The following is a 24410-nucleotide window of genomic DNA, read 5'->3' on the forward strand; positions in this document are numbered from 1 at the left end:
CCCGCGATATGAAATCAAGCGCCGGCAAAAGTGATAATCATGGTAGGGCGAAGCCTCCGGCTGAGCCGCAACTGTGCGAATGTCATATCGGCCGCGGCTCAGCCGGAGGCTTCGCCCTACCGGTTGTGGCGGCCCTCATTTTGGGTTTCATCATGCCTGTTGTCATGGATGCCGGCGCGAGCTCTGAAATCGTCACTTTGCGCCGGTCGGCGGCTTCCGTCGGGCAAGGTTTCGCATCCGTGAAAATCGATGATTGCAAAATAATCGTCACGCGTGATCGCGATAAAAACGCGCCTGAAAAATATATAATAAAAGGAGTGTGTTATTCCAACGATGCAAACGGTCTCACGTTTTATGAAAACCTCGATCGCGACTTGGAGTTATTGAAGGCGATTCACGCAAACTCGATCAGGACATTCAGGCCGTTCGCCGCCTACAAGGAGGGCGCTGAGACAGTCGAGCTCGATTACGAGAAAACCAAGCTCATGCTGGACAAGCTGGCTGGGGCGGGAATCTCCGTCACCGTCGGCTTCGATTCCGCGCGCGACATTATCGGGGGCATCCGCGACGACGCCACGGGGCGCGTGTATCGCGAGGCGTTTTATATGGAATATATAAAAGCCTTTGCCTCGCACCCCGCCGTGCTCGCGTGGGCTTTTGGCAATGAGTATAATTATAAATACGCGGAGTGGTTTGGGGGCGACAAGGGCAGATGGCTCGCCATCCTCGCCGACGCGGTGAAAAACGCAAAGGCGGTGAGTGCGCGACCGACCGCGGTCGTCCATGGCGAGTTGCCCCGAGAAGCGGAAATGCTCGAATACCGCGCCATTCACGGATTGGATATGGTCATGCTTAATATATACCGCGGCCCCGGCTTCGGCACATTATACAAGGATTGGAAATCGCTGTCGCGCGCGACGCCCATGCCCGTCGTGCTCTCTGAATTCGGGCGCAGCTCGATGGACGGGCGCGGCAACGACACCAGCGCGCTCCAGGCCGCGTGGCTCGAAAAAATGTGGGCCGAAATCGAGTCCAACTCCACAGGAAGCGGCGCGGGCGGTTATGTTTTTTCCCTGAAAGACGAGGCGTGGAAGGGCGATTTCGATTCGGGCCCGAACATCGGCCTTGAAAGTCATCTGGGCCTTTTCACCGCAGACGGCCAACCCAAGCCGGCGGCGCGAGTGCTCATGCGATTATGGAAGGCGGCGGAACATGAAAAGGAACTTCGAGGCAAAAATTAAGCGCTTGTTTTTGACGCCGTTCGCGTCGTGGTTGTTTGTCGCGCTGATCGTGACGGGCGCGGTCGTCATGCTTGTATTGCTGCGTCAAAATCGGGCGCATGATGTCGCCGAGGCGCAGCGCCAGGCGCAGCTTCGCGCCGCCGCCATCGCCGATCGCGCCAAGCTCTCCGCCGGCTTGATGGAAGTGCTCTTTTCGGACGTGCAAGGCGCGCTCACCGCGACGCTCAACGCCGTGCCGCGCGAGGGCACGCTCGCTTTTTTGGAGCGCTGGCGCGAAGTGAATCCCCTCGTTGCCGACGCCGCGCTTGTGAATGCGCTCGGCGTGCCGGACCCGGGCGCGACAGCCATCGCTCCGATGATGGCGGACTGGCTTTCGAAGACGCCGTGGCATTCCGGTGCCGTGGCCGAAAAAATCCCGGCGCCCGAGGATTCATCCGCTACCGCATGGGAACCGCTTCGTGAAAAATTGCGCACCGCGGCCGCTCGCGCTCCATGGCATGCGCGCGGTGATGATACAGGGGAACCCGGTTCCGACGGCATCGCAACCGGCAGCGTCGGCGCGCTGCCGCCAAGCGATGATTATACAAAAAGGGAAACTTGGCCCGAGCGCCGGCGACGGCTCGGCATTCCCTTCGCCGAGCGCGCGGGTTGGGACGGCGCGCCCGGCGGACTTTTTGCGTGGCGCATGTGCGATGACGATATCGTGATGGCCGTCAGCGTGAATTTGCACGAACTATCGCGCCTGCTCTCCATCGCGCTTCCGTCGGAAGCGCAAAGCGGCGGGCGTTATCAATTGCTCACGGCCGGCGGCGATGGGTTTCCGATTCACGATGAGCTGCTTCCCGGCTGGCGGGTTGCCGCCGCGCACAACACCTCCGATGTCAGCGCGCTGTTTTCCGGGGAAACATTATACATCAGCGCATCGCTCCTCGTGATACTTGCGGCGTCGCTTGGGATTTTGCTGCTGCTCGGTTTTCAAAAACGGATGCGCGAAAACGAAATCATCGCGGCCGTCACAGACTACGCCTCGCACGAGATGCGAACCGACGTGCAGGAAATTTTATGCTGCACCGATCCGGATGCGCTGTCATCGGACGCCGCTGTTGAGCATCTGACAAAGGCGCGGACCTCGATGATCTATTACGCGTCCGGGCGACTTTCCGAAACGGTGGCCTTTGTGCTGGATTTTTTTCCGCGTGTCATGCGCGGTGGAAAATTGTGGACGGAAAATGTCAACGTCAGCCAAGTCGCGGGAAAACTGCTGGATGAATTCACGACTGTCATGCGGACGGCCGGAATCCCGATGGGCTTTCTGTCGGGCCCTCCCGAGGAGCCTGTTCACCTTGCGAGCAATGAAACCGCGATTTCCATCATCCTGCGAAACCTGATCGAGAACGCCTGCCTGCGCGCGCCGGCGGACAATCGCATGGTGGAATTATTCATAAGGGAAAACGCGGCGGCGGGCATGATTGAGCTGCGTGTTCGCGATTACGGTCCCGCCATTCCGGGTGCCGAACTCGGGCGCATTTTTAAGGCCCGCTGGCGTCCCAAGGATGAGGAGCGCGGCCACGGCATCGGCCTGCCGTTGTGCAGAAAACTGGCCCGTTCCCTTGGCGGTGATCTTGCCCATGAAACCCCGGCCGACGGCGCGGGCGGAAACATCTTCATCCTGTCACTGGCAAATAATAAACAGACATGAATAATATAAACAACGGCGCGGTCCTCGTCGCGGAGGATGATCTGAACCTCGGCCTGTTTTGGGAGGAGTGGCTGATGAGGGCGGGCTACACCGTGACACGCACGACCAACAAAGCCGACGCGCTCGCCGCATTCGAACCAGGCCGCCTCGCCCTTGTTGTGCTCGATATGCGGATGCCCGCCGCGCGAGGCCGCGGTGTGAATAATAAAGCGGGTTTGCTGGCTGCCAGGGAAATGCGACGCCTCGATCCCGATGTGCCCGTGCTCTTTCTCACCGCGAGCAACGACGAGGAAATCGAGGCGGACGCGCTCGAACTGCCCGGCAATGGCAAAACGGGTTTCACTCGAAAACCGTGCGGAATGAAGGCGTTTCAACTCCGCGCGCGCGAAATGGCGCGAAACAATCAATTCTCCTTCGGTCCGCGGGTCGTGATCAATGCAAGCACGCACACCGCCGCGATCCCCGGCTCCGGCGAGCCGCGACGCCTGTCGCCGCAAGTGCTCGACCTGGCCGTGGTGTTTGCGCGAAACAAAAATGTTCGCCTGAGCCGGGCGGAGCTGGTCAGGCAATGGGGCTGGGACGAGGCGTCGCTGGATGAGTGTATCCGCAAACTGCGCGACGCGGTAAACGATGCCGAACACACAATAATAAAAACAATACACGGCACCGGTTATATATATCAATCGTAGGGGCGCGCCTTGCGCGCGCCCTGGTGTGCGAATGATTGTTTGCGTGCGAATTCACAACGCGGACGGGCACGCGAGCGCCCGCAAGACGCACCCCTGCGGGGCATTGAGATTTCATTGAAACACGCGGTTTAAGCCGCACTCGATTTTTGATATGATGTGTGCAACGCCCGCGGAAAGAGAATGCACAACGCGACTCCGACGCGCGGGCGTAAATAATAAACAAAAACCGCACACCATGACTTCACCAAAACTCCGCCGCCGTTGCGCGGCCTTTCAAAATGCAAACCCGCGCGCCTTCGTCCATGCCGCACTGGCGTTTTGCGCATTGATGATATTCGCTCCCGCCGCTGGCGCGGCGGACACCTCAGCCGAATCCACCAGCCGAACCACGCCGGATCAAAAATGGTTTGTTGATGCCGGGATCATGACGCACATAAGCAGCGACCTGAGCGGCCTCGGTTTTAATATTCGCGGAGGTCGTTATATTGGCGCGGCGGACAGGCTCACGCTCGACATGGGCGCGTGCTTCGACCTGGACCCGAAGGTAACCGGGCGTTTTTCGTATTATCGCAGCGGCAGCAGCACAATTCACCACGACGGAAAAATCGAAATCAAGCAGACCGTCATTCCCGTTTTGTTTGGGTGGCAGCACGAATGGAAAACTAAAAGCGGGATGTTTGCCTGCGCCTTCGGCCCCACGGTCGGCGCGGCGTATATTGATGCCAGCGAGGAGCGAAACCCCCGCGTGAGCAACACGAGCAACGTGATGCGCAGTGATGACGGCGTCGCCTTCATGTATGGCGCGACACTCAGCCTGCGCTGGAATATTCTCCGCAATAACGATCGGCTCTATGTTGACTGCTCGCTCGCCGCGCTCGGCGCGACAAAGGTGAAACTCGATAAGTTTTCCGAAAACATAAACCTGTCCGGCGGTCGTCTGGCCGCGGGCATCGGGTATCGGTTCTAACTGACTCCTGCCAATCGCCGGAAGGCGCGAACATTTGGTTTCAATCAAATTTGCGCCTCCGGTTGATTGCGGCATAATGATCGGAGTTTTTCATCAGCCATTCCCTGAACCCAGTCTTGCGCGAGTCGTGTTGACACGGAAGAGAGTGCTTGAAAAATCCAAGAAGTCGCGCACCGTGACGAATCTCGCACTCGGAGGAGTGGCTGAGTTGGTTTAAGGCACCTGACTTGAAATCAGACGTGGGCTCACGCTCACCGGGGGTTCGAATCCCTCCTCCTCCGCCACTTAACATGTTTAATATAAACATGTTAACATTCGGATGAAATTAGGTTGCCACGTGACGCGGCAACCTAATCGATGAAAACACAAACCGCGTTATTTGTTCTCAAGCCATTCAAAAACCGCAATGGCGTTACATCCTACCGTGTGAGTGGCTGGCTTCATGGCGAGCGAATCCGAAAAAACTTCAAGACCCGTCAAGAAGCGGTTGTCGAAAAATCCACCCTCGAAATCAAAGCGGCGCAGATTGCCTCCGGGCTGCGTCCCACAGCGACTATTCTATCCCCGGAGCAACAAAGCGAGGCAGAGGCTTTGTTCCTGAAAATAAAACCACTGAATCATTCGTTATCCTTCTACGTTGATTATGCATTGAAAAACTACCGTGAGGTAGAGCACAAAATTCCTTTGACGAATGCCGTGTTCGAATACCGTGCGCAACGAGCTCAAGATCACGCCAAGGGTTTGATTTCAGTTTCACAGATAAAGGCTATCAAAAATCACATGACGCATTTGTGTAATTCATTTCCCAATGTGCTCGTTTCAGACATAACGCCAGATCATCTCAGGACTTTTTTCGGGCGGGGAAACGCGACGCTCAAAACGCACAACAATCGCCGCGGCATTGTTTCGACTTTCTTAAAATTCGCCATGGATAAAGAGTGGATTTCAAAAAATCCTGTTGCCAAAATCCCGCAATATCGGATTGCGCATAAGCGCGGTTCAGCGGCTACGCTTTCGGCGAATCAGGCGGCTGAACTGATGGAATATGTCGAAACATTTCACGAAGGGCGTTTGGCCTCTTATTTTGCGCTATGCTTGTTTGCCGGCATCCGGCCTGATATTGACCAGGGTGAAATCGCCAAATTAAGGCCCGAGCACATCAATCTGGATACAAAAGTCATCCGAATTGAGCCGGAGGTTTCAAAGGTGAATATGAAACGAAATATCACGATACAGCCGAATCTGGATGCGTGGTTGAGTGCGTATCCGTTGAAGAAATATCCGGTGGTCATAACCAACATGAAATACCTGCGGATCAGGATATCGAAAAAATTCAATCTCACGCATGATGTGTTGCGCCACACATTCATTTCGATGCATGTGGCGAAGTTTCGCTCAATGGGCGACACGGCGTTACAAGCTGGAAACTCGGAGGAAATAATTCGCAAGCATTACCTCGACGTGAAAAGCCAGAGCGAGGCCGAGGTGTTCTTCTCCATTATGCCAAAACTGCGAGCCGTGCCGAAAGCGGTGGCACCGACAACACCTGCATCGGCCGCACCACTTGCATCCAGCGATCCGATTTCCCGTGCCGCGTGAAACATGTGCAACGTGACGCCACTACATGGGTAGCATGGAAACTACAATCGCATACAATCACCCGTCACTTATCGACATCAACGGCCTGCGTTTTTGCGGAATTTTTCCGGCAGGACGCGAGCCGTCCATTCGCACCTTGCGAGAATGGACACGCAATCGTCGCATCCCGCATCACCGCGTGGGGCACTTCGTTTATTACGACCTTGCCGAAGTCGCGCTCCACATTCGCACGAAACTTTTCGTGCCAGCGCGCGGGTAAAAACAAAACAATACAACAATAGTTTTCCCAACGAACGCCGCATGCGCCGCACATGCGGCGTTTTTCTTTTTTATACCTATAAATCTCATTCAAAAAAATTGGGGCAAATCAACACAGAGGCGCGCCCCTATTATGTATTCACAAGCAGGAGCAGGATGCGGGGCGAAACAACCACGCTCATGAATATACAAAATAATAAAACCAATCATCAAGACACACCAGCCCGCGCGTCCGCCAGTGACGAAGCGTTTTTCGCAGACCCCATTGACCCGAAAGTCGAGGCCCGCGCAATGACACTGGAAGCCCTCACGCATGTCCTGCTTTGGATTTCCGAAGGAAGCACGCTCGTGCAACGCGGTCTGCGCTCGACCATCGTGTTGCGTCAAGTGCGCCCCGACCTCATCGGCGGCATGACCTTGGAGGAAATCGGCGAACAGGCCGACTGCACCCGGCAGACTATTCACAAACTTGCGGACGACTTTCGCAAAAGCATGGGACTCGCATTATGAAAACGGAAATAATCATATCTGCGGATGCGCCGACAAAGCACTCCGCCGCGTCCGCCATTTCAGAGATAAACCGCCTGCACGCGGAGGCGCAACGGCTTGTCGGCGAGTCCCGAAGCTCACTCGATGCCGCGCTGACAGCCGCATGGCGCGCGGGGAAACTCCTCATCGCTGAAAAAGCGAGCATCCGCAGACACGCCGGACGCGGCGCGTGGCTGCCGTGGCTGAAGACTTGTTTTCATGGCGGAGTGCGCACCGCGCAACGCTACATGCAATTTGCCCGGCGTGTTGACTCACCGGACGCATTGTGCGGGCTCGGCTTGCGCCAGGCATATTTGCGACTTGGGATTTCCATGTCGTCAAAGACTTCTCCCGATTCCCAGCGTGCCCGCCCGCTGAAACGCCCAACTCATGCCATGCTTGCAGCAAAGTTGATCCGATTGCTTCGCAATAGAAAACATAATGGTTCCAGACTCGGATCGCTCATTCACCCTTCGCCAGAGCTTGACACTCTTTATACATTGTTGGGCGAGTTGTATGAATCAACAAAGCACGTCTGAAAATGAGATGATGTTTGCATGGGCATCTGTGCAAAAATGCAAAAATCGCGTTTTTATTCCGAAAAAACACGGAAACATCCAATACGCGGAAAAATAATCAGGGCAAAATGGCGGCATGATTTCCCCTGATTTCGCCGCAATCGGCGGAGGATGGAATGAATCGAAAAACTCCCGCCATGAAAAAACTCTCCTCTAAAATACTCCGCGCGGTTTTCGCGCTCGCACTCGCGTCGCTCGCGACACTGATGGCAACACCCGCGCACGCCGCGCAAATTATGTCCGCCACGGTGATCGCGCAAATACCCACACAAGTGAAAACCGGTTTCCAATACGGTTTGGGCATCCTCTTTATGATCGGCTTCATTTGGGGCGTCATCAACATTTGGACGGGAGCCGACCGCCTCAAGAAAGGCGACGCGGACGGCAAGATGGGCATTGTTTCCGGCATCATCATCGCCGGTGCCGCCGCGATCATGGCCGCGCTCTTCTACATATTTGGCATGAGTGACGGCGCGCTGACTCCGCAATTCTAACAAAACCGCACCGCCATCGTCATGAGCGCCGAACTGCGCATCACCGACACAAACAGCGCCAACGACAGCAAGGGCCGCGCGCTTGGCTTCGAGGGAAACGACTTCGTTTATGTTGTTGTCGGCATCGTCGCCGCCATCGGACTTTTTCTCATTCTCTATGCAATGCTGGGCGCGGCGCCAGTCATGGCGCTTGTGTTTTCCGTGCCGGTATGCGTTGGCCCGTTCCTATGGGTAATGATGTTTCGCCGCAACAAGCCCGAGGGCTACGCCGAGGATTTTTTCGACGAACTCCTCAACAAAGAGGGCTGGAGTTTCGCGCCGCAAAGCCAGCCGGCACCCGTAATCCGCCATGAAAACCGCCGCGCCTAACGGATACTTTGCCGAGGGTTTGCTCATCTACGGCACACTCGAAAAAGGCGGCATCGCCAGCAAAGGTTTCTTGCTGCAACCGCCCGATTTACGAGGAGGGAGCGTTGCCCAGTTAAACGCCTATCAAGACAAAATCCGCAGTTTGCTCGCGGCACTTGGCGACGGAATGCGCGCGCAACTCCAATGGACGTGCAACTGTGACTACCGGCAGGAGTTGACCCGTTACCATCGCGAAACCGAGCGTGTGAAACATCCGCACATTCGCCAAATTCGCACGGAGCGATTTGAGCGTTACTGGCAGCGAATGCACCGTCGCGATTTGCGGCGCGAACAACTCGTGCTGTTCATCTCAACCAATCTCGACGCATCCGTGCCGCCAAAATCAGCGAAGGCGAAACTCTCGCACGATCACCTCGCGGCGCATTATGAAAAAATCCTCGCGCAACTGCGCACGCGCTTTGACGAATTGACCGCCACGCTACGCACGCTCTTCGGCAGCAACACGACGGTCACTCCGATGGATGACCTCGCGCACTTCACCTATTATTCCAAGTTTTTGAACCCCTCGCTTGCCGATGCCTTCGACATCAACTTTACCGCGCGATTCAATCCCGCGCAAACCATACAGGAAAATTGCTGGTGTTCAGACGGCGTGAATCTCCCGAAACCCGGTTTCTATTTCGACGGGCGTTATCACGCTGTTTTCGCCTTCAAGCGTTGGCCGAGCCGGACATATCCGGGAATCATTTTGCGACTCACCGCGCTGCCGTTTCTCGACTATCAAATCACCGTCAATCTCGAACCGCTCCCGACAAAGACCGAGGTCGAAAAAGAAGAGCGCGCCATCGAACGCTTGCGCGGCGAATACAAGGACACCGAACGCCACTCGCTCCTCGTCGCCATCGGCAAAAAGGAGCGCAAGGTCGAATCACTCTCGACCGGGTTCATTCGCCCATTCTCGACCACCTACATTGTTCGCGTGTGGGATGAAACCGAGCAGGCGCTTTCCGCAAAATGCGCCGCTGTCAAAAATGCGATCAACAATCTCAGCGGCGCGCAGTATTACGAATGCGCCCTGCCCAGCACCGCGAAGAAACTTTTCTTTGCCTCATGGCCCGGCTGGACACGTTCAACCTACCGCCATCGCAACCTATACGCCGAGGACACTTACCTTGCCGACTTGCTGCCGTTCTCATCGACATTCACCGGACACCTCGCCGAAGCCGAGGCGATTTACGACGGCGCGCAGCAAGGAAACCTCGTCGGCTTGCGCACCTTCATTGGCAATCCGCCGACGCCGCAGCACGCGGTTCTTCTCGGTGCGACCGGCGCGGGAAAATCCGTCCACATGTGCGATTTGCTCGAACAAACCGCCGCTTATTACGATTACACCGTCATCATCGAGGAGGGCTTGTCCTACGCCAAATACACCGAGGCGATGGGCGAGCGTCCGATACTTCTGCACCCCGATGGCGACCTCACAATCAACTACCTCGACACGGGGAAACTTCCTCTCAGCCAGCTTCAAATGGCCACCGCCGTCGCGCTTTCCTCGCGCATGATCGGCGAAGCCGCCGACGCGGAGACGCAGCAAATCCGGCAGGCCATTTTGGGGCAATACGTCCATCAGCTTTACCAGGACGCTTTCGATGATTGGGCAAAACGCCACCAAGCACTCATGCCGGAGATTCAGCGCATGGCGTGCGCGACAAATCTCTGGAAACGTGCGAAAATGTCGCACGGCACCACCGACCTCGAATCATACGCCGAGCTTCGCGACCGCATCGCCAGCAATGACGACGAGGCGCAGCAATTCATCGCCGCGATTCCCGAGGCGAACATCACGCGCTTCCTGAAAGACCCTCAAACCGAGCGCGCAGTCATGGCAACGGCGCACGTGTGGTATGAACCGGACGACTACCCGCAGCACGCGAGCCTTGTCGAATTGATGCAATTTTCGCGTTTTCCCGAGCACAAGAAGGAAACCATTGACCACATTTCCACGTTGCTCGCCGCGTGGAGTGCGCATGGACAATACGGACGGCTTTTCGACGGACAGACAAACATTTCACTCACCGGAACCGTTGCCCATTTTGAACTTGGCTACATTCCCGAACAGGCGACTGAACTCAAAACTGCCGCAGGTTTGCTCATCACCGGCTTTACCCGCCAGCACATAATTTCACTGCCGCGCGTATTGCGAAAACGCATGCTCTACGAGGAACTCGCCCGTTTCCTCGACGTGCCTGGAGGCGAAAAAATCGTCGCCGAATCTTATGCGCAGTTGCGCAAGTTCTCATGCTGGACTGCCTCGATTGTTCAACAATACAGCCGTTTCAAGGATACCAGAATCCGCCCCGTCGTCATCGGCAACAGCAAGCAGTTTTTCCTCATGCGGCAATTTGACCGCAGCGACATCGCCGACATTGCCCGCGACATCGCGCTTCCCGAAAACATCTGCGAGGCGATTCAAAACTATCCGATGCCGGAACAGCAGCCCGATGGGAAAAAGTTTTCGTCGATTTGCTTTTTCACACCCGTCACCGACCCGCCGCTTTGCGGCACGGTGCGCAACATCCAAGCAAAGAAAAATTAGAAATTATGAAAACAAACATCTGCATGCTCATACCACCATTTCTATTGATTATGGTGTTTCTTTCCGGCTGCGGCACGCTCGGCACATCGGCGACCGATCTTGCGCTTGCCGGTGCTGGCGGGGCCATCGGTTACGAGGTTTCCGATCACAACGTCAGCGGAGCGGCCATCGGTGCCGCCGGTGGCTATGTCATCTCGAAGGTCGCGCAAACACAGGTGAAAAAGGCCGTCACCGATGCCGAGAAGCGAGGCTATGACCGCGCGATGAATCAGGCCGTAAAGCAACAATACTGGATAATCCAAAATCTCCAAAAACAGGACGACGAAACCGGCGCGGAAGCACGCCCCGTCACAGTCACGCTTCCCGAAACCACCACCAACGACGGCACCATATTGCGACCCACCACCGCCGTCATACGCGCTCAATAACAGCCCCAAAAATCAATCCACATTATCATGAAGAAACTATTCGCACTTTTCGTTCTGGCGGCATCGACCGCGTTAAGCGTGCTCGTTTTTGCCGGTATGCCCGTCATCGACGCGGCCAACCTTGCCAACAGCCAGATTTCGCACATCGCAACCATTGCCAAATGGGTTGAAAACATCGCACAGTTGAAGGCGCAGATTACGCAGTTGAAAGAGCAGGTCAGCATTCAAGGGCAGTTGCGAAACTGGACAGGAAATCCCGCTGATGCCGTAAAACTTGTTTCGCTGGGGATTCTGACAGAGCGCGACCTAATGCGTGATTTTGGAATGTCGCGCACCGACATCGCCCGCGCGGCGCAAAGCCTCGACACTCTCACGCACACGGACGGCAACACCTACCGTCCCGTTTCCGTGCCTGATCTCAACGGTGGCGCAGTCCAACACGACCCGCTCACCTATCGCCGGCATACGTTGATTGACGCTCGCACAGACAACACACGTCTTGTCACCGATCAAACCCGCGAACGTGAGCGCGAATTGCAGGAGGAAATTGCCCTCACCCTGGCCGAACTTCGCAGCGGTTCAACCGACGCACAGGTGCAAAAACTCACCGCCAAACTCATCGTCCTGAACGGCCAACTTTCGCAGGTTGAAACCGCGCGTCGCCGTCAAGTTGACGAAGTGCTTCTCCAAAAAATCGCGAACGACAACCGTCGCGAAATTGAGCAACTTGCCGCCGCCGATCTCGCGGCAAAAGACAACTACATCGCCAACCAGCGCGTTGCGACTTTCATGCGCTCACTCAACCCGCGTAAAAACGTGCGGTAGCCAAGTGTCCAAGCTGTCAAGTTGCCAAGGTTGGGGTCTATTTAGACATCCTAAAAGATGTCTATTTTACTCATATTGACATTCTTTAAGATGTCCATTTATTGAAAATCGACACTCTTAAAGATGTATGAAAACACAACTCCAAGAAATCCTGCTTCGCGGTTTGGATGAGGAAATCGAAGCCAAGCACGACTTGCGTGGGAAAATCAACGCACCCGCAAAAGGCTGGCTGCGCGCTGTCCGCGAAGCCTTGGGGCTAAGTCAGCGCGACATTGCCGCGCGTATGCGCATCCGCCAGCAGCCCTATGCCAGCATGGAAAAGCGCGAGGCCGACGGCACTGTTTCACTTTCCACATTACGACGCGCGGCGGATGCGCTTGATTGCGAACTGGTTTATTTTCTCGTGCCGAAGGAACAGGCTGCAAAATCGTTTGCCGAGCTTGCGACACGTGATGACGCAGCACTCAAACATTTGCGCGCGACCGAACACTCAATGGCCTTGGAGGGCCAGGCGGTTGGCGACCTTCCGGCCATGCCCGCCCCGCAATCACCCGCACCGGAAAACGACGAAAAAACCAGCCGCCCATGAATTCCATTTTTTCCGCCGGCGACGACGCGCAGACACCGCTTGCACCGGAAGAATTGCACTCGCTCAAATTGAGCCTTTCCACGCGCGGCCAGCTTAACGAAGTCGAACGCCTGAACATCAACGAGGCGCGTGTGTGGGCCATGTCGAAATCCGTGTTAAAACGCGCGGACTTGGCGACGGACTTTTTTGCGCGGGAACTGCACCGCCGCATGTTTAACCAAGTTTGGAAATGGGCCGGCCAATACCGCACGACCGAACGCAATCTCGGATGGGAATGGCACCGCATTCCCGAGGGGATGCGAGTCCTCATGGACGATTTTCGAGCATGGGTGCAATACGCCACCTATCCGCTTGATGAAGCGGCGGTGCGCCTGCATCACCGGATGGTGGTCATTCACCCGTGGCCAAACGGCAACGGACGGCATTCGCGCCTATTGGCCGACGTGTTGCTCGCAGCCAACGGCGGCAAGCCGTTGACATGGGGCTCCGGCTCAAACCTCGCGCAATCCGGCGATGTTCGCGCAAACTATATCGCCGCCCTGAAAGAAGCCGACCAAGGCGACATGCAACGGCTGATTGCTTTCGCAAAGAGTTGAAAAGTGTTCGACTGAAACATTTTGAGCTTCATTTTAAACAAGAATGCATATCATAAATTCATGGGTATTTTCAAAAACGCGATAGATTCAATAGTCTTAGGCATAGAAGATTATAATTCAGACGACCCAAGACGAATTCTTTCATCTACAAGAAACTTGGTTGCGGGTATTCTTCTTCTCATTAAACATCGTCTGGCAGAACTCAGCCCATCAGGTTCCGATGAGGTATTGATAAAACAACGTGTATTACCCGTGCTTGATGCTTCTGACGGCGTTGCGTGGAAAGGCGAAGGCAAGAAAACCGTGGATGTGCAGCAAATGAAAGAACGGAGTGACAGTCTCGGGATAACTGTCGATTGGAAAAGAGTCGAAAAAATCGTTAAGCACAGAAACGACATTGAACATTATTTTAGTTCACTAAATCATTCAGCGCTCAAAGGCTTGCTGTCAGACTCCTTCATAATAATCAGAGATTTTTTGCGCACCGAACTATGCTTAGACCCACTTGTTGCGCTAGGTGAAGAAACTTGGTCAACCCTAACGGAAGTTTCTGAAATATTCATAAAAGAGAAAGCTGAATGCCTTGATAATATGGAGTCAATTGAATGGGAACATCCATTTCTTAAAGAAGCGATTACGGAGTGGGTATGCAAAAAGTGTGGTTCATTTCTCATTGATGTCGAAGAACCGCATGTCGAGCCCGAGTCTGTAACCTTCAAATGTCGTAGTTGTGGAGAGAAATATGACTACGAGACTGGCGCCGAAGGCGCTATAAAAGAATATTATGTCACAGAGAACTATATAGCAGCAAAAGAAGGCGGAGATCCGGTAACCGCAGAATGTCCGAATTGTTTTCGAGAAGCCTATCATCTGAGTGAGGATGTCTGTCTAATATGTGGCGAATCAGTAGAACGCAGATGCCAACGATGCTATACCTCCATTCCTAGCTGTGAACTTGATGGAAGCGGATATTGCTCCTGGTGCAATCATATGATGTCAAAAGACGACTAACTACTCCTTTCGTTATTTTGCACTGATACTGAGTTAGCAAGACCTTGAATCAATCCTGCGCTTACCAAATCTGAAATATTCCCAGATGCTTGGGTTGGTTTTCTTGGAAATTGGTAGTCAATGTTAATTCCGCTCAGACTCATGCTTTCAGACATTCCGGTTGGTATTTCAGTTGTTCGGCCATCGTAATCAGCATGTTCTACAAATCCGGCATGACATATTCCGCTAGTGAGATCAAATGTGACGATATATTGATGTTCATCTATTTCAGAACCATCAATCCTGTAACCTTGAAATAAATACGTCTGATTACAGTCACTTCCAGAAGCCATTACTACAGCAGTGTTAAATTTCTCTGTGAGCGTTTCTGGAAGAAACTCAGGAAACTCTGATGGATTTATTACGCGATAGGTATAGTTAGGGCAAAATTGCGCCCACTCATCTTGAGTCCATTTTGATGGAAACGGATAATATTTGTTACGTTTAGGCATGTAGTATGAATATTTAATGCATTGAAAATTAACTATATTTACATTTTCCCATGTCTAAACTCGTCGAATGCTCGACAGAGAGGCGTTCCGTTTTTTATGTGTCTTTTCCCGACAGGTGTTCGTGATAACTTTTCCTTCAAAAAAGCAACGAGTTCATCAAACCTATCGACAGACAGATAATATCGAGTCCGAGTTTTTAGTCTAAACTTCCGCTTTATCGCTGTTCCAATTATTGCCCAGCGCTCTTTTTCAGTGGGATATAACTTTGTTGCATAATCCGAATACAACCCACAGAGATAATCCATATAGTTCGACATATTGGCATCTGCACCGATGCTGTTTTTCGGGTAATTTCTATCAGTGCCAAATGTCTGCTTAATATTGATGGGAGCGCTATTGTCGCCAGCGATGGAGACTGCAACAGACTGTTTTTTAGCGGTAGCTCGGGCAACACATGCCAATCCAATTTTTGAAAAAACACGCTCTGCTTGTGTCGCTATCTGTCGGCTAATTTCAACAGCCCCCTGCGCTTCATGCATTTCTTTTATGCGTTGAAGCAACGGAACCGTATATCGCTGTGGATTTTTATCCACCAGTGTGTGGCATGTCGGGCAAAGCAGTAGCAAATTCGGGAACTCATCTCTCTCTTTCACAGATAAAGTTGGCGAAAATCTAGGACCAGTTTTTCGTTTGGCCTGAATGTGGCAAATTTCCACAAGCAATGAGTCATCCCTTACAAGTTTGGAATGACAGTCAGGCATTGCACATTTGTTTCCCGATTTTGCGAATAGACGCTTAACAGTGGTTAATGTGATCGGCATATAGCGGCTGGAGGTTAATGTCGTTCTAAAGCATGAGAATGATTGTTTTAGATACAGAGACGACACAGAAATTCTCTTTTTCGCGTTTTTATTCTCAAAAAACACGGAAACGTCCAATACGCGCCCAAGCAATCGAGGCATACTGGTGGCACGATTTGCCCTGAATCCGGTGGCTCGCGCCAACGAGGTTCGGACATTCGGCAACAAAAACCCGAACCATTATGGACCTCGTTCTGCCAGTTCTGGAAAACAAAATCACCGCGATGGTGACGGCGTTCCGCTTTGTTGTGTTTGCGATGCTCGTGGCCGGCCTGATCGCCCGCATGAGCAGGCAGCATTACACCAACAGCGAAATCGCGCGACCGCTCGCGCGAGCCATCACCATCGTGGCCCTTGTTTCCTCGATGAACTGGTGGTTTCCGCTCGTGGAAAACACCATGCTCGCGGCGGCGTCATACCTTGACCCGCAGTATAACGACAACCCCGCTCGCGCGTCCGAGGAACTGCGCGCGGGCATCGCGCTGAATCCCGAGAAAAAGGAATGGTCGTGGCGCAAGCTGAACGAATCGCTTTACAACGCAGTCACCGATGCCGTGTCATGGGTGTTCATCCAGATCGGCGCGCTGATTTCCGCGCCGATGATAATCCTGCAATACATACTGCGATGGATTCTCTACCTGCTGACGCCGTTCGCACTCGCGTGCTTCATGATTCCCGGAGCAACCCAAATCGGCGTCCGTTTTTTTCAACAGGTGCTTGCCGTTCTCGCGTGGCCGGTCGGTTTTGCGATCACCAACCTTGTCAGCATCGCCATCTGGCAGGATTTTCGCTCAGTGGTCGGCGCTGATCCCGCGACACTCGAAATGGCCGCTTACTCGCCATTTCTTACCAACGTCGGCGGCATACTCGCCGCGCTCACGTTGCTGATCGGAACGATCAGCACGCCGATCATTTGCCAGAAGATATTTGCCCAAGGTTACGCGTTCACGGGTGAAACCGGCAACCCCGGCGCGTTGGGAAAATCAGGAATAGATGTGCTCTATCGCGCCAACATGGTAGGCAACATGTTCACGCCTCGGGCCGGAGCGGTTTCCGCAATGGCGGCGCAAGCAAATGGCGCGTCATCCAGCACAAGCCAATCAAACGCCGCACCTCCGCCTTCGCCAGCCCCTTCCACTCCCGGACTCTGACAAATGAACACTGAAAAACAGCTCGATGCGCCATTGCGTGAAACGCCGGTCGATAATGCCGTGCGACTCTCGCCACCGAAAACAAAACGCGCGTTTTCGCCGGCAGGACTATTTGCCGACCATGCCTTTGCCGCGCGCATGTGGATGTTTGTCGCGTGCGGCGCGCTCGTTCTCGTGGCGGTCCAACCTTATCTGATAATTGAGGCTTACCGTGCTCGCGAGCGCGTTGTCATCCTGGACGGCGGCGGAAGTTTTTCGGTGTCGCCGCTACTCGGTTTCGAGGAGGCGAAAACGCTTCACGAAACGCTTTCGATCTGGTCGGCGCTCGCGCTTTTGCAACGCAACCCGAAGAACTTCGATTTTCCCGATTTACTGCAACGATTGTTTCTCACCGACGCCGCGACCAAGGCGCAGAACGAATTGCTCGCCTCGCGCGAGGAGTTCGAAGTGAAGCAGATTCACCAGAAGCCGGAGGTTTTCAAAATCGACATCCTTCGCACGCGCGAAGACCAAGTGCTTGTGCGCATTGAAGGCCAGCTCGTGCGCACCGGCGTGTTTGAACGACAGGCGTTCACTGAATCCCCGCGCTTCGCACTCACCCTCACCCTTGTCCGCAACCCGGACATGATCGCCAACAAACGCTACCCGCTCGCCGTATGGAACTACGAATTCTCACTCCTCTGACACGCATCACTTGCGTGCTCGCATTCGCGGCAATCAGCGCCGTCGTCATACATGCCGGTTCAAAAACTACCGCTCCCGTCGTGAAACAATTTCCGCTCGATGAGCGCGTCGTCTATGAAATCCCCATTGGCATGAGCGTGCCGACGACGATCATGTTTCCCTCCGCGCCGTCCGCGCTCGAAAGCGCGGGCATCACCGCCAAGCCGGAGACCCCCGCGCCCGTTTTGCTCTCGCACACGCCCGGACACCATTACCTCAGTGTCCGCGCGCTCAAGCCGGACGCGCAGGCGACGCTCAATGTCATCTGGAAAAACCGCACCTACATTATCCGGTTCACGGCGTCCGAAAAACCCTACGGCTCCGTCACTTTTTATGAGGATCGTTTAGCGGGTCGCAGTCCGGCTTTGGCAAAACGCGCCACGCCCGACGTGCTTCTTGAACTCCTCGACCGCGCAAAATCCTACCGCATAGTCCGCGACCAATATCCCGAGGCGGTGCAACAAATCGAACACCGCGCGCCGCCAATCAGCGAAGCCGTCACGCGCTACAAGGAGTTTTCCGTGACCGTCGAGGAAGTTTTTCGCTTCGACCCCGAGGACACCTTGATCTTTCGCTTGCGGCTGGAAAATACCGGCGACACCGAGGTTGCCTACCAGCCCCAAAGCCTCGCCGCGCGCATCGGTTCGCGTGTTTACACTGCGTCCGTTTCCGACGCATCGGGACTCATCCCGCCACACGCGGGCACCACGGCCTATTTTGCCATCACCGGAAAACCGGACGGCAGTCGCGCCAACCTCAGCGTGAAAAACAAATTCAACATCATTGTCCCTCGCGTCACCCGCGACGTGCAACTCATCGAGCCGCGATGAAACGCATCATCAAGTTTGTCAAAACCCCTGTCGGAAGCCTCACATGTCTTGCCGTCCTAATCGCCATTTGCGCGTTGCTTGTTCACGGCAACGACAGCCGCAGCCAACGCCCCAACATCACGCAACCGCCCGCCGCAACCGCGCCGATGGAACGCCACACCATCACTCGCGGCGGACAAGAACTCAAGGTTCCCTCGCCCTCGCGTCCAGCGCAAACCGCGCACTCGCGCGCGCCCGCAGGCGATGAAGCGGAAACAATTTCCCGTCCGCGTGCCGCGCGAGGCGAACAATCCGCCGCGAAAACCAACGAACCCGCGCCACTGCCAATCAGCTTGCTTCCGCCTGACGGCGCCACCGCCCGCACAGCCGATCTTTCAAAGGATTATGCTCCCTACGGGCGGCTCATCCCATGCGAAACCGTGACCACGTTGGAATCATCGAAAATCGACACGCCGATCATCGGCCTTGTCACCGAGGACGTGTGGCACGACGGACGTCTTATCATTCCCGCAGGCGCGGAAGTTCACGGACGCGCCGCAAACGATCATGCGCGCGAGCGCATCGCCGCGTCCGGCCAGTGGATAATCATTTGGCGCGACCGCACCACGAATAACGGAAACGAACTTGTCATAAACGGCATCGCGCTTGACCGGCAACGTGACGACATCACCGGAGAGTTTGGTTTGCGCGATGGAAGTGCCGGACTTGTCGGTGACATTTTGAAAACCGACGACTGGCAGGAAATAAAACTTTTCGCCTCTACCTTCCTCGCGGGCATGGCGGGTGGTTTGCAGGAAATGCGCAACCAGACGACCGCGTATGGCGACGTGACCCAAGTTCCGAAGGCCACCGCCAAGAACGCCGCGCTCCAAGGCACAGCCGACGTGCTCAACGCCTATGCCGCGCGCATTCAGCAAATCATCGCCCAGGACGGCTACTATGTCCGCGTGCCCGCGGGGAAGCAATTTTACCTCTACGTCACCCAAACCCTCGACCAGTCGAAGGCCACGCGCGGCAACCTCCGCGCCGACCTTTGGCAAAAGAAAGAAACCGCGACACCATGAAAACCCGTTCGCTCATCCTCATACTTGCAGTTGCCTGCATTCCACTCGGCGGTTGCTCGCTCTTCAAAAGAAAAGCGCCGCCGCCCGTAATCCACACCATCGCCGCATCGCCGGTAAGCGGCACCGAACTTGACCCGGCCAACACCGAAAAACTCCGCCAAAGCGAAACGCTGCGCGCGTATCCCGTGAGCCGATACGTTGACCCGCGCGACCCGAATCTCATGCACGAGGCGCACATTGTGTATCGCAAGGAAACTCCCGCCGCATGGAATCTCGCCCCGCACGCGCCGACTGTCGTGCCGCTCGGCCCCGTGATGGCATTGGCCGACCCAGCCGAAAAACCGCAGTTATTGCCCGCCGAGGTTGAGCAAAAAATGGCCGCTCAAAACCGCCTTATGGCCGCGCTCATCGAGCAGAACGAAACACTCACCACGGAGCTTTCCAATCTGCGAAAGGAAGTCGCGCAACTGCGCAACAAACCCGCCGCAACAACTGAAAACACAACCACAACGAAACAACCATGAGCACTAACGCGCCACCCATGCCCGAAAACACAACAGAGGAAACGAAGGACTCAACCGATGCCGTCGTTCCTCTCGCCATCGGCCCGCATCACCGGAAAAATTTTGAGCAGGCCGAAGCGCACCTCGCCAAGACTTACGGCAAATCGCCGCTCGCCGACGATCTTATGCGACTATGGCTTGCCGGCGCGCCGCCTTGGGAAATCACGCGCGCTTTTGAGGAATCCGTGCTGAATATTTCCGGCAGCGACCTCATCCCCGACGACGACGGCCACTACGACCAGACTCTTCTCGATCTATAAACCGCACTCACCGTTTTTTGGGCGAACCCTCGCCCGCACAAGGTCAACCGCCACTGGCGACCAGCCGCCTTGTTTCACCAATGGCTGGGGAAAATCCACAATCAAAACATGTCACTCAAACAATCCATTGCGGAGAAAAAAGCCAGGGAAAGCGCCAACACCCGCATCAACCCTGAAATCGACGCCAAACTCACCAAATACATCGCGGACAATCCGAAGCTCTACGATTACTATAACGAAATGACCAAGGAGCAGCTTATCCGAAAGCTCATGCTCGGCAAAATGCAGCGCAACGAATACACCCAGCAGCGCGATCAGGAAATTATCCAATGGGTGAATCAAAACCCCGACATCAAGGCGAAGGTCGAGGAGCGCATCAAAAATGTCCCCGCCGAAAACCGGCAGCGGGCATTTGTCCGGGTCGCCAAGGATGAGGCGGCGCGCCAGTCAATGCGTCAGCCCGCAGGAAACGGCATTTCCGCATAGGAAACAAAACTGCTTCAAAACGAGCGGGGCGATGCGTGAAACATTCCTCCGCTTTTTTGCTTTCATGTCTGACAATCCAACCAGCCTTGACGACGCCCTTTTCGCAACGATTGCCAACGGAAGCGATGCGGCTTGCGTTACGCTTTTTATTCAACTTTTGCGCGAGTCCCCAAACTTGCGGCACTGGCTTTTCAGCGCGTTTCTGAACCCCGACACGCGCTCGCGCCTTTCCCGTCACCTTTCAGGTAAGACGCATCCTCCGCGTCATTCCGCGCATGGACGGCACTTGCTCTCTTGGCTCGCAAACACCGATAAAGCGCTTGCGCGCGATGCGGTCTTGCTTTCGCAAAATCACACAACTTCCGCGCCTTACGGAGGGCTCACGCACGCGCAAGTCATCAACCTGATCCGACGTTATCAAGCAGGAGGAACGAAAGCATCGGGAGGAATAGAACTCTCCGCGTTTTTGCTCGCGCACGCTTGGCGGCGCGCGTTGCCCGATTTGTCAAATCGCGCCGCATTGCTCCTGATAAGCGGACGTTTTTTTCAAGCTGCATTTTCGGGACACTGTGCGAATCTCGAACTCGTTCAGAATCTTGTCAAAGCAGCGGAATTTTTTCGCGGGCAGCCACGAGGGTCAATCACGCGGGCGCATTTCGGTTACACCAACTGGTGGAAACTTTCAGTGCTCCACTACATGCTCAACAATCCCAAACCGCGCTATTGCATACGCGATTTTAGACGACATCTGCGCACTCAAAAAATCATCGTCGAAACCAAGGATGTCCGGCGATTCTGCAAAAAACACGGCATATTGCGAAATTCACGCCCAGGCAGACCGTCCGAATAATTTTCTCTCTAAAATTGACTCCATGTGGAATACAAGTGTTGACAAATACCGCGCAAACGGTTCTTGAGGATTTTGTGTCACCGCTTTTTCGCATCGCATCAATTTTTCTACTGGCAATATGGATGCCAGCCACAATGCATTGCGGAATTGAGGCAATAAGTCTCTCTACAGCGGAAGCCGCTGCGACTGAATGTTGTGACGGTTATTCATGTGCTAGTGATAGCTGTGCGGTAGTTGAATCAGGCATGGCAATAACGCTAGCAACACTCAAAGCTCCGATTCCTTCGCTTGTTGCATGTATATGCATGCTTTGCGAGCAGCTGCTGACTCCGGTGTTGCCGGAAAAATGCACATTGGCGGGGTCAGATTACGACCGTCCGCTTGATTGGATTCAAGGCTGGCAATTTGTCCGCCGCGCCGCGCCATTATCGCGCGCGCCTTCGATGATTGGTTGATTAGTCCCTGCGCGGACTAGTCGTTTTCTCGCGTCAACTCCTGTTGTGCACGCTTTTGCGTGTTCGAATCACAGGATGCTTCGTTCCTCGCCCCTACGCAGACAGCCAACCAATCCATCGATTCATGAAATCATTAGTCTTTTCACATCCTTTTAGATATATTCTTTCACCAGCACTATTGCTGGCAATCTCATCTATCGCGTGCTCTTTGTATGCACAAGACGCACCGCCTGCAAAGCTCACCGAGTCATCGGTAGCAGCGCTCTCGTTGGATGATCTCGTCAATGAGATCACTTTGAATAATCCTGAACGTCGCCTCTACATTGAGGAACTTGACGCCTCGCGTGTATCCGCACGAGTAGCTGGTCGCTGGTCCGAACCAGAACTCGGTGTGGATGCTGGCTACAAGCGGCTTAAAGATTCATCGGGAACAAATGTCGGAGACGGAATGATATGGAGCGTATCCATCACACAAACGTTCGAGTGGCCCGGTCGTCTTTCATTGCGCAAGGCCATCGCCAGCCGACAGGTCGAATTAGCGAAATTGGGAATTTCACGTTTTGAAAATGCCCTTGCTTCTCGCGCTCGAATACTTGCGTTCGGCCTCTACGCAGCCAACGAAAAGGCCAACGCAATCCGTGAGGTCTCAGAGCGCTTTACATCACTCAAGGAGACTTTTCTAGCACGCGACCCCGCAGGTATCACGCCCCTACTTGATACACGCGCCATTGAAGCAAGCGAACTTGCACTTCGACGCCGTGCAACGGAGGCCGATCTTGCTGTGCAAGCCGCACTCGTAGAGATCAATCAACTGCGCGGCGTCCCTATTGATGCACCGTTGCGCGTGAAAGCCAAAAGGTTTTCTTTCGACGATGCGCCCAGCACTCAAAGCCTGCTCGTGGCTGCGCGTGAAAACAACTTCGACTACCGCATGCGCCAAGTTGAATTGGAGCAACAGGGATTTGCCGTAAAACTTGCACGCAATGAACGCTATCCCTCCGTAAGTGTCGGGCCATATATATCACGGGATAATATCGGTGACCGTGAAACTATCGTTGGTCTGACGATGAGCGTTCCACTGCCTGTCACCGGCACGCGACGCGCAGCGGTAGACATTGCGAGAGTGCGACAACGCCAGGCCGAAGCCGCAGCTTTGGTTGCACAACGCGAACTCGAGCGTGATGTTGTGACCGCAGCTCAAATTTTCACTGCAAAACTCACCGAGGCGCGGCAATGGACGTCCGATGCTGCTAAGAAATTTTCCGAAGCGGCAGAGTTGGCCGACCGTCACTATCGCATGGGGGCGGTAACAATCACTGCCTACATCGAACTTCAAAACAGTTATCTTGATGCCGTGGAAGCGCTGCTATCCACGCAAACCGAAGCGCTTGAGTCCGGGCTAAAACTTCAAGAACTCACCGGCATCAACCTCAACCCTGTGGAGGTTGCACAATGAAAAAAAACGCATGCTTTATTATGGCATTCGCCGTTTCAGGGTTTGTATTTCTACTCGCAGGATGCGGGGAGAGAAGCCCGACACAACAGGTCGCTCAAAATATATCCGAGCACGCAGAGGATTCGCATACTGATGAAGAAGGCGTCGCATTCAAATCAGGGCAAGGGCTTCTGATTACGCCCGATGTAATCAAGGCATTGATGCTCGAAACAGCAGAGGCCGACGAACGTCCGATTTCCGAGGAACGCAGCGCGACCGCTTACATATTTGCGACGTCACCTAAAATCCTCGCTAGTGCGCTTGTGCCGGAATCCCAGGCAGCGGGCTATTCAAATGCTATTTATAGAGGGGCGAAACTCCTGCGCATCGATCGGGTCACCGACTCGGCCACGCGGATGACGGAGCTTATTTTTGAACTCGACGATTCCTCATCGCAGACGAAGCCCGAGCCCGGAAATTTTGTGACGTTCCCAGTATCCTCGCCGCCGCGCACGACGCTTGTCGTGCCGCGATCAGCCGTTCTTGAGACGGCAACCAACAAAATTGTGTATGTGGTCAATGGAAACGGGTATCTGCGAACTGTCGTTCAAACCGGCATACGTTCCGCCGATTATATTGAAATCACGGACGGCCTCTATGCAGGCGACATTGTTGTCACGTCACCCGTTGAACAACTCTGGCTTTCCGAACTGCGCCTGACCAAAGGCGGCGGGCACAGCCATTGAGCCACCACACAAACTTAAAAACTAACACG

Annotated in this window: 28 protein-coding genes and 1 tRNA gene; 27 read left to right on the forward strand and 2 right to left on the reverse strand. The window is 54.5% G+C overall.

Translation table 11 applies throughout. From position 1 onward, the window contains the following. Positions 1-152 precede the first annotated feature (152 nt). The 17 genes from CKA38_RS10510 to CKA38_RS15425 all read left to right on the forward strand — a co-directional run bounded on the left by CKA38_RS10510 (position 153) and on the right by CKA38_RS15425 (position 14467). Complete coding sequence (locus tag CKA38_RS10510) at positions 153-1241, forward strand: glycoside hydrolase family 2 TIM barrel-domain containing protein (protein WP_161554851.1); 1089 nt, start codon at positions 153-155, stop codon at positions 1239-1241. Further along, the gene (locus CKA38_RS10515) at positions 1213-2940 is read left to right on the forward strand and encodes a sensor histidine kinase (protein ID WP_108825434.1); all 1728 of its coding nucleotides are present in this window, start codon (positions 1213-1215) and stop codon (positions 2938-2940) included. The genes CKA38_RS10510 and CKA38_RS10515 overlap by 29 nt, the downstream gene beginning before the upstream one ends. Beyond that, positions 2937-3629 (forward strand): response regulator transcription factor, encoded by a 693-nt coding sequence (locus CKA38_RS10520; RefSeq protein WP_108825435.1) that lies wholly within the window; start codon positions 2937-2939, stop codon positions 3627-3629. The genes CKA38_RS10515 and CKA38_RS10520 overlap by 4 nt, the downstream gene beginning before the upstream one ends. Before the next feature lie 235 nt (positions 3630-3864). Beyond that, positions 3865-4596, forward strand: coding sequence for a hypothetical protein (locus tag CKA38_RS10525; protein ID WP_152032800.1), 732 nt, complete (start codon positions 3865-3867; stop codon positions 4594-4596). A 193-nt stretch (positions 4597-4789) separates the two neighbouring features. Further along, positions 4790-4880 (forward strand) — tRNA-Ser (locus CKA38_RS10530). A 73-nt stretch (positions 4881-4953) separates the two neighbouring features. Beyond that, positions 4954-6195, forward strand: a complete 1242-nt coding sequence (locus tag CKA38_RS10535) for a tyrosine-type recombinase/integrase (protein ID WP_108825437.1) — start codon at positions 4954-4956, stop codon at positions 6193-6195. 34 nt (positions 6196-6229) lie between these two features. Beyond that, complete coding sequence (locus tag CKA38_RS10540) at positions 6230-6454, forward strand: helix-turn-helix domain-containing protein (RefSeq protein ID WP_236918999.1); 225 nt, start codon at positions 6230-6232, stop codon at positions 6452-6454. Between the two features lie 179 nt (positions 6455-6633). Further along, on the forward strand, positions 6634-6963 hold the full coding sequence (locus CKA38_RS10545; protein ID WP_152032801.1) for a hypothetical protein: 330 nt from the start codon (positions 6634-6636) through the stop codon (positions 6961-6963). Next, positions 6960-7520 (forward strand): hypothetical protein, encoded by a 561-nt coding sequence (locus tag CKA38_RS16460; RefSeq protein WP_108825439.1) that lies wholly within the window; start codon positions 6960-6962, stop codon positions 7518-7520. Before CKA38_RS10545 ends, CKA38_RS16460 begins: the two co-directional genes overlap by 4 nt. Positions 7521-7696: 176 nt before the next feature. After that, on the forward strand, positions 7697-8053 hold the full coding sequence (locus tag CKA38_RS10555; protein WP_108826542.1) for a hypothetical protein: 357 nt from the start codon (positions 7697-7699) through the stop codon (positions 8051-8053). A gap of 21 nt (positions 8054-8074) precedes the next feature. After that, positions 8075-8422 carry a hypothetical protein gene (locus tag CKA38_RS10560; protein ID WP_108825440.1) on the forward strand — a complete coding sequence of 116 codons (348 nt, stop codon included), beginning with the start codon at positions 8075-8077 and terminating at the stop codon, positions 8420-8422. Then, positions 8403-11018 (forward strand): hypothetical protein, encoded by a 2616-nt coding sequence (locus CKA38_RS10565; protein ID WP_108825441.1) that lies wholly within the window; start codon positions 8403-8405, stop codon positions 11016-11018. Before CKA38_RS10560 ends, CKA38_RS10565 begins: the two co-directional genes overlap by 20 nt. A 5-nt stretch (positions 11019-11023) precedes the next feature. After that, the gene (locus CKA38_RS10570; protein WP_152032802.1) at positions 11024-11446 is read left to right on the forward strand and encodes a hypothetical protein; all 423 of its coding nucleotides are present in this window, start codon (positions 11024-11026) and stop codon (positions 11444-11446) included. Positions 11447-11473: 27 nt separating this feature from the next. Further along, on the forward strand, positions 11474-12271 hold the full coding sequence (locus CKA38_RS10575; RefSeq protein ID WP_108825443.1) for a TrbJ/VirB5 family protein: 798 nt from the start codon (positions 11474-11476) through the stop codon (positions 12269-12271). 127 nt (positions 12272-12398) lie between these two features. Continuing rightward, complete coding sequence (locus CKA38_RS10580) at positions 12399-12860, forward strand: helix-turn-helix domain-containing protein (protein WP_108825444.1); 462 nt, start codon at positions 12399-12401, stop codon at positions 12858-12860. Next, the gene (locus CKA38_RS10585) at positions 12857-13456 is read left to right on the forward strand and encodes a mobile mystery protein B (RefSeq protein ID WP_108825445.1); all 600 of its coding nucleotides are present in this window, start codon (positions 12857-12859) and stop codon (positions 13454-13456) included. Before CKA38_RS10580 ends, CKA38_RS10585 begins: the two co-directional genes overlap by 4 nt. 60 nt (positions 13457-13516) lie before the next feature. Then, a complete protein-coding gene (locus CKA38_RS15425) occupies positions 13517-14467 on the forward strand; it encodes a hypothetical protein (protein ID WP_152032803.1) in 951 nt (316 codons plus the stop codon). Here the strand turns inward: CKA38_RS15425 and CKA38_RS15430 are convergent. Both CKA38_RS15430 and CKA38_RS15435 read right to left on the reverse strand, forming a co-directional pair. Further along, positions 14464-14958, reverse strand: a complete 495-nt coding sequence (locus CKA38_RS15430; protein ID WP_152032804.1) for a hypothetical protein — start codon at positions 14956-14958, stop codon at positions 14464-14466. The genes CKA38_RS15425 and CKA38_RS15430 overlap by 4 nt on opposite strands. Before the next feature lie 38 nt (positions 14959-14996). Beyond that, positions 14997-15779: a hypothetical protein gene (locus tag CKA38_RS15435; protein ID WP_152032805.1), complete on the reverse strand. Its 783-nt coding sequence runs from the start codon at positions 15777-15779 to the stop codon at positions 14997-14999. Positions 15780-16000: 221 nt separating this feature from the next. On the opposite strand from CKA38_RS15435, the gene CKA38_RS10595 reads away from it, so the two are divergent. From CKA38_RS10595 to CKA38_RS10640, 10 genes are all read left to right on the forward strand, one after another. After that, positions 16001-16969 carry a hypothetical protein gene (locus CKA38_RS10595; protein ID WP_108825447.1) on the forward strand — a complete coding sequence of 323 codons (969 nt, stop codon included), beginning with the start codon at positions 16001-16003 and terminating at the stop codon, positions 16967-16969. Positions 16970-16972: 3 nt separating this feature from the next. Beyond that, positions 16973-17653, forward strand: coding sequence for a hypothetical protein (locus CKA38_RS10600; RefSeq protein WP_108825448.1), 681 nt, complete (start codon positions 16973-16975; stop codon positions 17651-17653). Then, entirely contained in the window at positions 17626-18522 is an 897-nt protein-coding gene (locus tag CKA38_RS10605) for a single stranded DNA-binding domain-containing protein (protein WP_152032806.1), read from the forward strand. Before CKA38_RS10600 ends, CKA38_RS10605 begins: the two co-directional genes overlap by 28 nt. Beyond that, on the forward strand, positions 18519-19586 hold the full coding sequence (locus tag CKA38_RS10610) for a TrbI/VirB10 family protein (RefSeq protein WP_108825450.1): 1068 nt from the start codon (positions 18519-18521) through the stop codon (positions 19584-19586). Before CKA38_RS10605 ends, CKA38_RS10610 begins: the two co-directional genes overlap by 4 nt. Then, positions 19583-20110: a hypothetical protein gene (locus CKA38_RS10615; RefSeq protein WP_108825451.1), complete on the forward strand. Its 528-nt coding sequence runs from the start codon at positions 19583-19585 to the stop codon at positions 20108-20110. The genes CKA38_RS10610 and CKA38_RS10615 overlap by 4 nt, the downstream gene beginning before the upstream one ends. After that, the gene (locus CKA38_RS10620; protein ID WP_108825452.1) at positions 20107-20409 is read left to right on the forward strand and encodes a hypothetical protein; all 303 of its coding nucleotides are present in this window, start codon (positions 20107-20109) and stop codon (positions 20407-20409) included. Before CKA38_RS10615 ends, CKA38_RS10620 begins: the two co-directional genes overlap by 4 nt. Before the next feature lie 108 nt (positions 20410-20517). After that, on the forward strand, positions 20518-20895 hold the full coding sequence (locus CKA38_RS10625) for a hypothetical protein (protein WP_108825453.1): 378 nt from the start codon (positions 20518-20520) through the stop codon (positions 20893-20895). A gap of 885 nt (positions 20896-21780) precedes the next feature. Then, positions 21781-22200, forward strand: coding sequence for a hypothetical protein (locus tag CKA38_RS16465; protein WP_152032807.1), 420 nt, complete (start codon positions 21781-21783; stop codon positions 22198-22200). A 124-nt stretch (positions 22201-22324) separates the two neighbouring features. Beyond that, the gene (locus CKA38_RS10635; RefSeq protein WP_108825455.1) at positions 22325-23656 is read left to right on the forward strand and encodes a TolC family protein; all 1332 of its coding nucleotides are present in this window, start codon (positions 22325-22327) and stop codon (positions 23654-23656) included. Continuing rightward, positions 23653-24381 (forward strand): efflux RND transporter periplasmic adaptor subunit, encoded by a 729-nt coding sequence (locus tag CKA38_RS10640; protein WP_152032808.1) that lies wholly within the window; start codon positions 23653-23655, stop codon positions 24379-24381. Before CKA38_RS10635 ends, CKA38_RS10640 begins: the two co-directional genes overlap by 4 nt. Positions 24382-24410: the final 29 nt, after the last annotated feature.

This window comes from Ereboglobus luteus (assembly GCF_003096195.1).
In the GTDB taxonomy this organism is placed as follows: Bacteria; Verrucomicrobiota; Verrucomicrobiia; order Opitutales; family Opitutaceae; genus Ereboglobus; species Ereboglobus luteus.

Coding starts and splice junctions, on each gene's coding strand:
- CKA38_RS10615 (WP_108825451.1), top strand. CDS start 19,583: ATGAAAACCCGTTCGCTCATCCTCATACTTGCAGTTGCCTGCATTCCA.
- CKA38_RS10585 (WP_108825445.1), top strand. CDS start 12,857: ATGAATTCCATTTTTTCCGCCGGCGACGACGCGCAGACACCGCTTGCA.
- CKA38_RS10545 (WP_152032801.1), top strand. CDS start 6,634: ATGAATATACAAAATAATAAAACCAATCATCAAGACACACCAGCCCGC.
- CKA38_RS10635 (WP_108825455.1), top strand. CDS start 22,325: ATGAAATCATTAGTCTTTTCACATCCTTTTAGATATATTCTTTCACCA.
- CKA38_RS10535 (WP_108825437.1), top strand. CDS start 4,954: ATGAAAACACAAACCGCGTTATTTGTTCTCAAGCCATTCAAAAACCGC.
- CKA38_RS16460 (WP_108825439.1), top strand. CDS start 6,960: ATGAAAACGGAAATAATCATATCTGCGGATGCGCCGACAAAGCACTCC.
- CKA38_RS10510 (WP_161554851.1), top strand. CDS start 153: ATGCCTGTTGTCATGGATGCCGGCGCGAGCTCTGAAATCGTCACTTTG.
- CKA38_RS10620 (WP_108825452.1), top strand. CDS start 20,107: ATGAGCACTAACGCGCCACCCATGCCCGAAAACACAACAGAGGAAACG.
- CKA38_RS10640 (WP_152032808.1), top strand. CDS start 23,653: ATGAAAAAAAACGCATGCTTTATTATGGCATTCGCCGTTTCAGGGTTT.
- CKA38_RS10625 (WP_108825453.1), top strand. CDS start 20,518: ATGTCACTCAAACAATCCATTGCGGAGAAAAAAGCCAGGGAAAGCGCC.
- CKA38_RS10610 (WP_108825450.1), top strand. CDS start 18,519: ATGAAACGCATCATCAAGTTTGTCAAAACCCCTGTCGGAAGCCTCACA.
- CKA38_RS10605 (WP_152032806.1), top strand. CDS start 17,626: ATGGAACTACGAATTCTCACTCCTCTGACACGCATCACTTGCGTGCTC.
- CKA38_RS10600 (WP_108825448.1), top strand. CDS start 16,973: ATGAACACTGAAAAACAGCTCGATGCGCCATTGCGTGAAACGCCGGTC.
- CKA38_RS10580 (WP_108825444.1), top strand. CDS start 12,399: ATGAAAACACAACTCCAAGAAATCCTGCTTCGCGGTTTGGATGAGGAA.
- CKA38_RS10565 (WP_108825441.1), top strand. CDS start 8,403: ATGAAAACCGCCGCGCCTAACGGATACTTTGCCGAGGGTTTGCTCATC.
- CKA38_RS15425 (WP_152032803.1), top strand. CDS start 13,517: ATGGGTATTTTCAAAAACGCGATAGATTCAATAGTCTTAGGCATAGAA.
- CKA38_RS10540 (WP_236918999.1), top strand. CDS start 6,230: ATGGAAACTACAATCGCATACAATCACCCGTCACTTATCGACATCAAC.
- CKA38_RS10520 (WP_108825435.1), top strand. CDS start 2,937: ATGAATAATATAAACAACGGCGCGGTCCTCGTCGCGGAGGATGATCTG.
- CKA38_RS10515 (WP_108825434.1), top strand. CDS start 1,213: ATGAAAAGGAACTTCGAGGCAAAAATTAAGCGCTTGTTTTTGACGCCG.
- CKA38_RS10560 (WP_108825440.1), top strand. CDS start 8,075: ATGAGCGCCGAACTGCGCATCACCGACACAAACAGCGCCAACGACAGC.
- CKA38_RS10595 (WP_108825447.1), top strand. CDS start 16,001: ATGGACCTCGTTCTGCCAGTTCTGGAAAACAAAATCACCGCGATGGTG.
- CKA38_RS10570 (WP_152032802.1), top strand. CDS start 11,024: ATGAAAACAAACATCTGCATGCTCATACCACCATTTCTATTGATTATG.
- CKA38_RS10575 (WP_108825443.1), top strand. CDS start 11,474: ATGAAGAAACTATTCGCACTTTTCGTTCTGGCGGCATCGACCGCGTTA.
- CKA38_RS15435 (WP_152032805.1), bottom strand. CDS start 15,779: ATGCCGATCACATTAACCACTGTTAAGCGTCTATTCGCAAAATCGGGA.
- CKA38_RS10555 (WP_108826542.1), top strand. CDS start 7,697: ATGAAAAAACTCTCCTCTAAAATACTCCGCGCGGTTTTCGCGCTCGCA.
- CKA38_RS15430 (WP_152032804.1), bottom strand. CDS start 14,958: ATGCCTAAACGTAACAAATATTATCCGTTTCCATCAAAATGGACTCAA.
- CKA38_RS10525 (WP_152032800.1), top strand. CDS start 3,865: ATGACTTCACCAAAACTCCGCCGCCGTTGCGCGGCCTTTCAAAATGCA.